The sequence below is a fragment of the Amycolatopsis sp. WAC 04197 genome (assembly GCF_003947475.1).
Taxonomy (GTDB): Bacteria; Actinomycetota; Actinomycetes; order Mycobacteriales; family Pseudonocardiaceae; genus Amycolatopsis; species Amycolatopsis japonica.
In genome coordinates this window covers 300549-311827 of sequence record NZ_QHJK01000003.1, presented here as the reverse complement: position 1 = coordinate 311827, position 11279 = coordinate 300549, and the positions used below count along the sequence as shown (strand labels likewise).

General features: G+C 67.9%; 9 protein-coding genes. 2 read left to right on the top strand and 7 right to left on the bottom strand.

From position 1 onward, the window contains the following. Positions 1-74: 74 nt before the first annotated feature. Entirely contained in the window at positions 75-665 is a 591-nt protein-coding gene (locus DMC64_RS14490; RefSeq protein ID WP_125733922.1) for a cysteine hydrolase family protein, read from the bottom strand. Positions 666-785: 120 nt separating this feature from the next. Here DMC64_RS14490 and DMC64_RS14485 point away from each other — a divergent pair, with 120 nt between their 5' ends. Further along, positions 786-1742 (top strand): helix-turn-helix domain-containing protein, encoded by a 957-nt coding sequence (locus DMC64_RS14485; protein ID WP_233629658.1) that lies wholly within the window; start codon positions 786-788, stop codon positions 1740-1742. A gap of 401 nt (positions 1743-2143) precedes the next feature. On the opposite strand, the gene DMC64_RS14480 is transcribed toward DMC64_RS14485, so the two are convergent. Further along, positions 2144-2497, bottom strand: coding sequence for a helix-turn-helix transcriptional regulator (locus tag DMC64_RS14480; protein ID WP_125733920.1), 354 nt, complete (start codon positions 2495-2497; stop codon positions 2144-2146). Between the two features lie 263 nt (positions 2498-2760). Between DMC64_RS14480 and DMC64_RS14475 the strand changes: the two genes are divergently transcribed. Continuing rightward, positions 2761-3402 (top strand): hypothetical protein, encoded by a 642-nt coding sequence (locus DMC64_RS14475; protein WP_125733919.1) that lies wholly within the window; start codon positions 2761-2763, stop codon positions 3400-3402. A gap of 17 nt (positions 3403-3419) precedes the next feature. On the opposite strand, the gene DMC64_RS42960 is transcribed toward DMC64_RS14475, so the two are convergent. The 5 genes from DMC64_RS42960 to DMC64_RS14455 form a co-directional block, all read right to left on the bottom strand. After that, positions 3420-3569, bottom strand: a complete 150-nt coding sequence (locus DMC64_RS42960; protein ID WP_162836891.1) for a hypothetical protein — start codon at positions 3567-3569, stop codon at positions 3420-3422. A gap of 108 nt (positions 3570-3677) precedes the next feature. After that, complete coding sequence (locus DMC64_RS14470) at positions 3678-4028, bottom strand: beta/gamma crystallin domain-containing protein (RefSeq protein WP_125733918.1); 351 nt, start codon at positions 4026-4028, stop codon at positions 3678-3680. Between the two features lie 202 nt (positions 4029-4230). Then, entirely contained in the window at positions 4231-5601 is a 1371-nt protein-coding gene (locus DMC64_RS14465) for an aspartate aminotransferase family protein (protein ID WP_125733917.1), read from the bottom strand. Then, on the bottom strand, positions 5598-9662 hold the full coding sequence (locus DMC64_RS14460; protein ID WP_125733916.1) for a Pls/PosA family non-ribosomal peptide synthetase: 4065 nt from the start codon (positions 9660-9662) through the stop codon (positions 5598-5600). The genes DMC64_RS14465 and DMC64_RS14460 overlap by 4 nt, the downstream gene beginning before the upstream one ends. Further along, positions 9659-10927: an aspartate kinase gene (locus tag DMC64_RS14455; RefSeq protein ID WP_125733915.1), complete on the bottom strand. Its 1269-nt coding sequence runs from the start codon at positions 10925-10927 to the stop codon at positions 9659-9661. Before DMC64_RS14455 ends, DMC64_RS14460 begins: the two co-directional genes overlap by 4 nt. Positions 10928-11279 lie beyond the last annotated feature (352 nt).

Genomic DNA, 11279 nt, shown 5'->3' with positions numbered 1-11279 from the left:
CGAGGCCGATCCGCCCGCACCGCCAGGCGCCACCTGGATCACGAAGACCATCGAACAGACTCACAGGACACGGCCTAGCCGAGCTCAGCCGTCGTGCCGACCACGACCGCGTAGAGATCACCGATCGTGGCGAGTGCCGCGCGGTGCTGTTCGGCGGCGGTCACCGGACCGGCGACGGACGGGAGCGGGCGCGTGGCACAGGCGGCGGCCACCACGGTCGGGCTGTTCCCGCGCAGGAACGCGCCTTCCGCGGTGAACGTGACGCACATATGCGTCATGAACCCGGCCACGACGACGTCCTGGTGTCCGGCGGCGTCGACCAGTTCCCCCAGCCGGGTTCCGACGAACGAGTTCGGCGCGGTCTTCACCACGACCTCCTCGCCCGGGGCGGGGGCGACCCGCTCGTGGATCCGGCCGATGTCCTGCTGGAGGTCGTACGGGCTGCCCTCGCCACCGTCGTGCATGACGTGAATGACCGTCGCGCCCGCGGATCGGGCGCGCGCCAGCAACGTGGCCGCCTCGTCGAGCGCCGCTTCCCAGCCGTCGAGCTCCATCACGCCGCGCGTGTAGGTGTTCTGGTAGTCGACGAGAATCACCGTCGCGTCGGAGAGTGCGGCGGGGGTCGTCGGCAGGGTGCTGATTTCGCGGAGCGTGGTGCTGGTCATCGTGTTTCCTTTGCTTTCCGTCGGTACGGCTACCATCTTGGCTGACCCGATTCGACATCGAGATACGGAATCGGGTCAGCCATGGTCGAGATCGGCCGACATCCGCGGGAAGAGGGATCGATGAGTGCTCCGAGGGTGGCCGTCCTGGCGTTCGAGGGGATCAGCCCGTTCCACCTCGCCGTCCCGTCGCTGGTGTGGGGCCCGGAATCCCCGGCGGGCGACATGGAACCGTGGCCGCTCACGGTCGTCGCCGCCGAACCGGGCAGACTCACCACGAGCGCCGGATACACGATCGACGTCTCCGCTGGGCTCGATGCCCTCGCGGACGCCGACATCGTCGTCGTGCCGTGGTGGTCCGCCCCGGAAACCGCGACGCCCGCGCCCGTGTCCGTCGCGCTGCGGGCCGCGCACGAACGCGGAGCCCTCGTCGTCGGACTCTGCCTCGGGGTCTTCGCTCTCGCGGACGCCGGCATCCTCGACGGTCGCGCCGCGACGACCCACTGGAAATGGATCGAGACGTTCCGCCGTCGTTTCCCATCGGTCGAGCTGCGCCCCGAGGAGTTGTATGTCGACGAGGGCGACGTCGTGACCGGCGCCGGTGCGACCGCCGGGATCGACACCTGCCTTCACCTGCTCGCCCGCACGGCGGGACAGGTCGTCGCCAACCGCGTCGCCCGGCGGATCGTCGCGGCGCCGCACCGTCCCGGCGGCCAGGCCCAGTTCATCGAGCTTCCCGTACCCGCCGCGGACGAGGATCCGCTCGCCGAGGTGATGAGTTGGGCGCGAGCCCATCTGGGCACGCAGCACAGCATCGACGGCCTCGCCGCCCGGGCGCATATGAGCCGCAGTACGTTCACCCGCTCGTTTCGCGCCCGCACCGGGACCACCGTCCACAACTGGCTTGTCGCGCAACGTCTCGCGCGGGCGCGGCACCTGCTCGAGACGACCTCGCTCGGCGTCGACGCCGTGGCCGCACAGTCCGGCTTCGGCACGTCCGCCCGGCTTCGCGAGCACTTCGCCACCGCGCTGGGCACGACACCGACCCGCTACCGGGTCGAGTTCTCCGCCCCTCGCTGACCAGCCACGAGACGAGTGAGCAATCCTTTTCTCACGCACGCCGGGAAAGCGGAATCATTATTTCCGCAAAACCCGGCGACACCGACGAAAGGGTCATGTCCTACACTTCGCTTTTCACATCGATGAATAGCTCACCCCCGAGGGTGAGCTCAATCGAGTGCATTGCCCGGCGGAACTGGATCGAAGAAGCCGTTCCGGGGCAAGATGATCGGGCACCAGGACCGGCGCGACGGAGGACCATGTGGAGCTGTGCGGAACCCCCATCTTCGACTCTTTGGTCGAGGAGACACGGCGGACCCGGGACGGCGAGGACCATTCCGAATCGAATGGACAGCACGCCGATTCCGACAACGAAAACAAATGACGGTCGCAGCGTGGCCGTGAATGATCGAAATTGCTTTTCATCCTGATTCAGGCGAAACCGAACCGGTGGAACTCTGCAGATCGTCGAGCAGTCCCAGCTGACCGGTTATCACCCCGGTCAGAATCCCGCGCGCGACGACGAGCAGTTCGGCGACCGACGGACTGGTCAGGGAGTAGGAGACGGTCGTGCCGTCCTTGTGCGGCACCACCAGGTTGGCCCGGCGCAGGACGGCGAGCTGCTGCGACAGGTTGGCGGGCTCGATACCGAGGTCGGCCAACAGCTCCGAGACGTGGTGGTCCCGCTCGCTGAGCAGTTCGAGCACGCGGATCCGGACGGGATGCCCCAGCGTTTTGAAGAACTCCGCCGTCGCCTGATACAGGGGGCTGTTCATCGGCATCCCTTCCCCGCAGAGCCGTCCGCACCTCCCTGATCGTGCCCGACATCGAGGGCGGCCGAACGTCACCTCACACGGAACGGGCGCGACCACACCCGATCAGGGCACAATCTCGCGGTTCTTGCGCAGCGCCGCACATCCGTTAATTGCATATTTATGCAAGTTTGCATATCAGAGAAGGTGAGAACACCTGTGAGTCACGGCATGCGGGATTCCGCGAGCCTCTTGTCGAGCCTCCGGCCTGCCACGAGGAGCGGACGGTGACCACACGCCACACCATCCCCGCCGCGGCCACCCGGGCCCATCTGGTCCTCGCCGCGCACGCGGCGGAACTGGCCGATCTCGCGGCGAACGCCGCCAGGGTGGACGCGTCCTCCCCGCCCGACCACTCCGGCATGATCGGGATGGCGCAGCAGATCGTCGAAGCGGCGGTGGTCGCGGCGCGACTCGACGGAAAGACCTGGCAGGAGATCGCGGGCGGTCTCGACGGGGAGACACCGAAGTCGGCACGAAGCCGGTACTGGCCCTCGGTCGCGCGGTTCCGGGCGGATCCCTTCCCCTCGCAGGGCTCCCGTCGCGAGGGTGTGCCGGGAAACACCGAGCAGACGACCCTCCGTCTTCGACGCCTGTCCACCACGGAACAGCGAGCCGACACACCCGCCGAACCCGCGACTCGTGCGCCAGCCGGACACTTGGCCCTGGTCACGATCCCGTCCGAGCAGAGCGACCCCGAGCCGCCTGCCGTGGAAGCCCGGCTGAAGATCGCGGAACGGCTCGTCGCCGCCTACGAGCGGATCGCGACCAACGACCGGCAGCCCCCGCAATGGATACTCGACGGCCTGGCCCACGCCCGCCGCACGGCCGCGGAACTCCGCGGCCACGCCGGCACATCGTCTGACTGACCTGCCGCGGCAGGAAGCTACACCGACGTCGCGAGACCGGCTTCGCGCTCGAAGTCGTGCTCGTCCTCGGTCTGCGTCCGCGACACCATCTTCGCGACCAGATCGAAGATCGGCGTAGCTTCCTGCGGGAAGGTCACGCTCTGCTGGTTCGCGCTCTCGGCGATCATGAACTGCTACTCCTCAAGGGTGACGGCTACAGCGACTGTTCACTCTAACGGCCGGGTATCGATCACGGGCCGTATCCGGAGTTTTGGTCGCTCCCCCTGAGGCGATCATCACCAGATGCGCACCTCGTACACCCGGACGGTCCCGGCGAAACCGACCCCCTGCCAGTACCCGAGGGTCGACGATTCGTACCGGCCGTTGCGCTCGTAGTTGACCGTCACCTTGTTGTTGCCCGAGGTGATGTTGTAGACCCCGCCGATGTCCGTGCCGGTGACGCCGCCGTTCGCGAAGCATCGGTTGGTGCCCATCCCGTTGCCGAACGAGATGTCCAGCTTCACGAAGTCGTCCCTGTTGCCGCAGGCGACCTGGTCGATGGCGAAGGCTGGGCTCGCCGGAACCGCGACGAGCAGGCCGAGCGCGGCCGCACCGACTACCGAAAGCCTCTTGGCACTCTTCCGCATGGGGCTGGATTCCTTTCCTCGCAACGGATAGCTGCCCGACCGGGCGTGAGCGAGCCTATCCACGCAAGAGCGGCGAAGAACGAAAAGCCTGCGATGCTGCCTGTTGCGCACACCGACGCTGTCCGAAGAGGCAACGGCCTCGTGAGTGATGCGGACGGTTAGAACCGTCCGCACCACTCACGAGGCGGGACCTGCGGCTTCCCTACTGCGGCGGACCGCAGCGCTCGATCGCGTCCAGCAGGATCGCGCAGGCGAGGTCGATCTCCTCGGCGGTCACGGTGAGCGGCGGCATCAGGCGGATCACGCTGTCGTCGCGGCCGCCGAGTTCGACGATCAGCCCGTGCTGCAACGCATACGCCTGCACGGCCCGGGCGTATGCGCCGGCCGGACGGCCGTCGCGCGGATCGGCCAGCTCGATCCCCCACATCAGGCCAAGACCGCGCACCTCACGGACCCAGACGTCGCCGTGCAGGACGCCGAGCCGTTGCGCGAGTTCTCGTCCGCGCTGCCGGACATTGCCGAGCACGTCGTCACGCCGGACGATGCGGACCGCCGCCGCGCCGGCGGCGAACGCGGCCTGGTTGCCGCGGAACGTCCCGGTGTGCGCACCGGGTGCCCAGCCGTCCAGTCGCCGGTCGTAGAAGATCACCGCCACCGGGAGTCCCATCCCGCTCAACGCCTTCGAGGCGATGATCACGTCGGGCTCGATGTCGTAGTGCTCGAACGCGAACCAGGTCCCGGTGCGACCGCAACCGGTCTGCACCTCGTCGACGACGAGCGGGATGTCCAGTTCCGTGGTCAGCGCGCGGACCCGGCGCACGAAGTCGCGGTCCGCCGGGATGATTCCGCCTTCGCCCTGCACCATTTCCAGGATCACCGCGGCGGGAAGGGGGATGCCGCCGTTGGGATCCCGCAGCGACCGTTCCAGCAGGCCGACGCAGTTGGTCGCGCAGGTGTCCGGCGAAAGCCCCACCGGGCACCGGGCGCAGTAGGAGTACGGGAAGAAGTGCACGCCGGGTACCCCGTTGGCGATCGGCCGTTTCTGGGCGACGAGGCCGGTCAACGCCATCGCGGCGTGGCTCGAGCCGTGGAACCCGCCCTGGAAGGACACCAGGTCACCGCGTCCGGTCGCGGTCTTGCACAGTTTGATCGCGGCGTCCACGGCGTTGGCGCCGCCGGGGCCGCAGAAGTGCATCCGCATCCGCGAGCTCAGGCTCGGCGGCAGCATGGACAGCTGGGCGTCGACGAACTCGCGCTTCGCCGCCGTCGGGAAATCCAGGCCGTGGGTGAGTACGTGCATCTGCTCAGTGGCCGCGTGCACCAGTTCGGGATGGTTGTGGCCGAGGGAGAGCACGCCCGCACCCGCCAGGAAGTCGAGGAAGACGTTCCCGTCCATGTCCCACAGGTAGCTGCCCTCCGCGCCCGCGATGGCGATCGGCAGATGGCGTGGATACGCCCGCGCGCTGGATTCCCATTGTCGCTGGTGTTCGAGGAACTCGGCCGAACGAGGACCGGGCAGGGCGCCCTCGACACGGGGGGCGAGAGCCGGTCTCGCCGTGGGAGTGCGGGTCATGGCAGCCTCCTTGCCGCGGTGATCTCTTCCGCCGTGTCGAGTTCGACCGCCGGATTGGCGTACCAGCGGGTCCGTGCCGGGGCCGTGGTGCCCTTCATCAGGAACGCGTCCGCTTCGGCGATCGCCCCGTCCGCCATCGTCACTCCATAGTGGACGAAGGCGCCGGTGCCGAGGGTGCACCCCGCACCGATGTCGATGTAGTCGGATTTGAACGTGCCGTCCTCGAGCGAATGTCCTTGCACGACGGTGTGCAGGTTGAGCACGCAGTCGTCGCCGATGCTCACCAGCGACCGCTCCGGGATCCCGCACCCGTCGTCGAAGACCCGACGGCCGATCCGGACACCGAGGCGACGCAGCAGGAACGGTTTGAACGCCGTCCCGTTGAACAGCGCGAGATAGCGGGCCGGGCTGAGCTTCCAGAACCGCTCGTGCCGCCAGAACACCGGATCGTAGATCGAGCAGAACCTCGGCCGCAGCGCCTGGAAGCCCTGCACGGCGAGTTCCGCCACCATGAGGAACGCGACCGAGAACACCAGGGTCGCCACGATGCCGACACCGACCGCGAGCGAGCCGATCCGCTCGTGCAGGGCGCCGGCCGCCGTACCGATCAACAGGATTCCGAGCAGGTGCAGCCAATGCACGAGCAGGTAGATGGCGATGGTGACGGTGTTGTGGCGGTTCTTCGCCCGCAGGCCCCGGTGCAGCGCGTCCCCGCTGCCGAGATGCTCGAATCCGGTGTCGCGGCGGACGGTCCTGGGGATTTCGAACGCGGGCGACCCCAGCAAGCCGACGTTCTCCCGGACCGGCCCGTCCAGCGGAACCAGGACCTTGGTGGCCAGCAGGCAGTTCCGGCCGATCCGCGCACCGGGTGGGAAGGCGATCTCGTTGCCCAGGAACGCCTCCGGCGCGACGGACGTCCTGCGCAGACGGAACGACGAGGACGAAAAGTCGGCGTTGAGCAGAGAAAGACCGTCCGAGACCATCGTGCCGGTGCCGACCGTGCTGAGGAACGGCGTCTCGTGCTTGACCTCGACCCCGAAGTTGGAGCCGGTCTGCTGGATCTTCGACAGGTCGTATCCCAGTGCGCGCAAGTAGTACACGATGTAGCTGCTGTCGCCGAACAGATACGTGTACGCGCGCATGTTGGTCAGCCGCGCGATCAACCGCTGGATGGCGAAATGCCTGCCGTAGAGCGGATAGACGCGGTCCGGCCGGAGGAAGAGGCCGAGCAGGCGCGGGATCACGAGGACGACCGCGAGTCCGGCGAGCAACGCCCCGAAGTACAGCAGCGCGGAGTCGAGGATCCGGCCGCGGTAGAAGGCCCAGCTCGTGAAGTCCGCCGTCGTGGTGAGCCAGCGGTCGGCGAACACGTCCGCCCCGCCCAGCGTCACGGGAAGTGTCACCGAGAGCAGGAGCAGCAGGCTGGAGGCGCAGAAGACGGTCGGCCTGAGCCTGCCGCGCGGGACCGTTCCCAGCGCCCGGTAGTCCACTGTGGAGAGGCGGGCGGGCGACCCGTGCCAGCTTTCGCCATCGGGGACCGATTGCCCGGAGTTCAGCGACGACGAGTGGCCGAGCTGCGAGTCGTGGCCGAGTGCCGTGCCGATGTCGAGCACGGTCATCTCACCGACGAAGGCGTTCTCGCCGAGCGTGACCCGCCCGGTCTGGATCCACCCCGCCCTGGCGCGGTAGCAGGAGAAGTACGCGTCCTTCCGGATGACCGCCCCAGCACCGATGCTGAACAGATCGGTGCACACCGGCGGGTTCCGAGACAGGATCACGGCGCCTCTGCCGATGTCCGCACCGAGCGCCTGCAGGTACCACGAGTACAGGGGCGTGCCGATGAACAGCATCAGCGGGCTGAACCTGACCAAGGTCTTGACCGTCCAGAAGCGCAGATAGCCCACGCTCCACAATGGGATCTCCCCCGGTTTCCACCGGCCGACGATCGTCCATTTCGCCGCGATCGGCACCACGGACATGATGACGAAGACGACGAGCCCGAGTCCGACGGCGCGCGCGTAGCTCTCGACGAACCCCGTCGCGGCGGAGATCCAGGCGAATCCCGTGTCCAGGATCCAGCCCGAACCGGCGGCGTAGGCCAGAAACGCCAAGAGCTGGAACACTCCACAAAGGACATACGCCACGGTCGACGCGCCGCGCGGCTCCTCGGCGCGAGCGACCGTCACCTGCGACGCGGCGGCGGTCGACTCGGCGAGACCACGAACAGTGGGGTTCAGGTACACGTCCCTGGCCGACAACGGCGCGAGGTCGCCGCGTTCCCGGATCACCGCGCAGAACTTGGCCAGCAGCAGGGAGTCGGCCCCGTAGTCGTCGAAGAAGTGCCCCGTCGCCGAGATCCGCTCGATCCCGAGGACACCGCCCAACGCCTCCGCCAAGCGGAGTTCGGTCTCGGTGGCCGGGGCCACGTAACCGATGTCGTTTCCCGCTCTTCGCGGACCGCTGGGCGCCGGGAGATGCTTGCGGTCGGCCTTGCCCGCCGGAGTCAGCGGGATGTGGTCGAGCTTTTCGAGATACGCGGGCACCATGTAGCCCGGCAGCAGTTCCGCCAGGCGCCCGCGGAGTTCACCGGGATCGACGTCCGCCTGGTCGCGGCGCAGGCTGTAGTAGGCGACCAGTTCGACGGTGCCGGGTTCCGGATGGTGGGTTTCGACCACCGCCTGGGCGATTCCGGGAATCTGCAGGAGGACCGACTCGATCTCGGTGAGCTCGACCCGGTAGCCACGGATCTTCACCTGGGTGTCGGCGCGGCCGTGGTACTCGATCTCGCCGTCCGGGGTGATCCGGCCCAGATCACCGGTGCGGTAGATGCGCTGGGACGGATTGTGCCCGATGCCGAGGAAATCCGGGATGAACGCGCGCTCGGTCAGATCGGCCCGGTTGAGGTAGCCGCCGGCGAGCCCGATCCCCGCGATGCCGATCTCGCCGAGTTCGCCCGCGGCCAGCGCCCTCGGCTCGTCCGGGTCGAGGATGACGACGGAATAGGTCGGCAAGGGCACGCCGATGGTCACCGGCCGATCCGGCCGCAGCACCGACCACGTCGCGGTGACAGTGGCCTCCGTCGGGCCGTAGACGTTGAGGAACCGTCTGTCCGGGCGATACCAGCGGCGTACGAGGTCTTCGGGGCACGCTTCACCGGACACCAGGAGGAATCTCAGCAGCGGCAGGTCCTCGTCGAGGCTGGCCAGCAGGGTCGGGACGCAGCACAGCGCGGTGACCTCGTTCTCCCGCAGGAATTCGAGGAGGTCGTGACCGACGAGCGCGGCGCCGCCGGGTTTCGGCACGAGTGTCGCGCCGCTCAGCAACGGCACCCAGATCTCCTCGACCGAGAAGTCGAACGCGATCGTCATGCCCTGGTAGACCCGGTCGGTGCCCTGGATGCCGTAGACCTCGGCGGCGACCTGGACGAAATTGCAGATCGACGCGTGATCGATCGTCACGCCCTTCGGCCGCCCGGTCGAGCCGGACGTGTAGACGACGTAGCAGAGTTCGCCGGCCGGAGTGCCCCTCTCGACCGCGGTGAGCCGCTCGCCCGACAACCCGGCGATGCGATCCGAGTCCTCGTCGACACAGACCACCTCGACGCTGCCCGGTTCGAACCGATCCCGCAGGGCGGTGGTCGACACCACGAGCCGGACGCCGGCGTCCTGGACGATGTAGGCCAAGCGGTCGTCCGGAAACCCCGCGTCCAGCGGCACATACGCCGCGTTCACCTTGAGCACGGCGAGCATCGCGACGTAGGGGTGAACCGGTTCGCCGAACAACAACCCGATCCGGTCGCCGGGCCGCACCCCGTGGGCTCGCAGATGGCGGGCGAGCCGGTTCGCCCGCTCGTCCAAACCGTCGAACGTGAGCTTCTCGCCCTCGGCGTCGACCGCGAGACGGTCGCCGAGGCCGTCGGCTCGCAGCCGGTCGCAGAGCCGCTCGTACAACTCTTCCAGCCGATCGCCGACCCGCCATCGAATCCGCTGGTCGTGGCCGTCGCAGGTCAGGACCAGGCCATCGGTGGTGAACTGGCCCGACGGCAGTCCGTAGGGGCTCATGTCCTGTCCGCCGACAAGCCGAAGGAGTCGTGCAGGGCGCGGACGGTCGTGTCGACGGCGTCGGCGGGGATCACGGCGGTGAGGCGCGACTGCGAGGTCGTCATCGCGGGCACCGTGACCCGGTGGTCGGCGAGGACCCGCAGCAACTCGGGCAGGAAACCGGGCGGATCGAGCAGCGCGGTGCCGACCACGGAAACCGAGCCGAGTTCCTCGAAGACCGTGGAGCGGGCGTCCAGGTCCATCGCGAGCCGGGTGATCGGCAGTCCGAGCGGCTCGGTCCCCCGGACGGTGAACCGCAGTTCGCCGGGATCGGGCCAGCTCAGGTTGTCCGGTCGCACTCCGCAGTTCGCCAGCGTCGTGAGAACGCGCGCGTAGTGGTCCGGGCCGGAAGCCGAAACCTCGACACGGACGAGCCGCACGTCGCGCTCGTGGGCGATGCCGATGACGCGAGGAGTGCCTTCCAGCGACGGTTCTTCCGCCGTCACGACGGTCGACGGGCCGGGATCCGACGCGTGCGTCACCCGCACCGCCACTCCGTGACGGCGCGCGAGTTCGACGGATCTGGGATGCAGCACGCGGGCGCCGAGTCCGGCGAGCTCCACCATGGCGTCGTACGAGATCGTCCGGACCGCCCGGGTGTCCCGCACGATCCGGGGATCGGCCGTGCGAACGCCGTGCACGTCGGTCCGGATCTCGCATTCGGAACCGCCGAGCGCGGCCGCGAGCGCCACGGCGGTGGTGTCGGAACCACCTCGGCCCAAGGTCAGCAGTTCGCCGTCGGCGTTCCGGCCCTGAAATCCGGCGACGACCACGACCCGCGCGTCACGCAGCCGTTCGACGATCTTGCCGGGATCGACCCGCACGATGGTCCCCGCGCCGGGTTCACCCGCGACCTCGATCCCGGCCTGGTCACCGGACAACGAGACGGCCTCGATCCCGCGCTCGGCCAACGCCATCGCGAGCACCGACGCGGAGACCTGTTCACCGGTCGCCATCAACTGGTCGAGCTCCCGGGGAACGGGCGGTTCGGCGAACTCGCCCGCCAGCGCGATCAACCGGTCGGTGCTGTCCCCCATCGCCGACACGACCAGGACCACCCGATGTCCCGCCTCGGCGATCGCAGCCACCTCGGCGGCGACGTTGTGCACCATTTCAGGTGTGGCCAGCGACGAGCCACCGTATTTTCGTATGACCAGTCCTTCGTTTCGCGTCTTCGGCAGGGGCGGGTTCGGGCTGACATCGAGTTTCGGGGAAGAATTCACCATTTTCCTTAATAGGTAGCCACAGTGGCCGCATTCGCGGTGGGGTATAAGGCGGAGTTCGGGAGTACCTGCCGGACAAGATGTCCTGGCGGAGGTGACAGGGTTGGAAAGTAGTGCGCGACACTTTCCACGGGTACCTCCGTAAGTACGAAAGATCGGTCGTCCGTTTCTCCCAGGCCATAACCCGACGACAGCGCGCGAGGTTATGACGGCAAACAGCCGAGTTCGATGGAATTAGGGCAGAAGAATGACGTATTCGCAGTCACTTCGAAATTCGGGAGAACGACCGCGTGACAAAACGGAACGAATTTCCCCGTTCGCCGGAAGTTACGAGATCCTTTTACGTGCCCGAAGC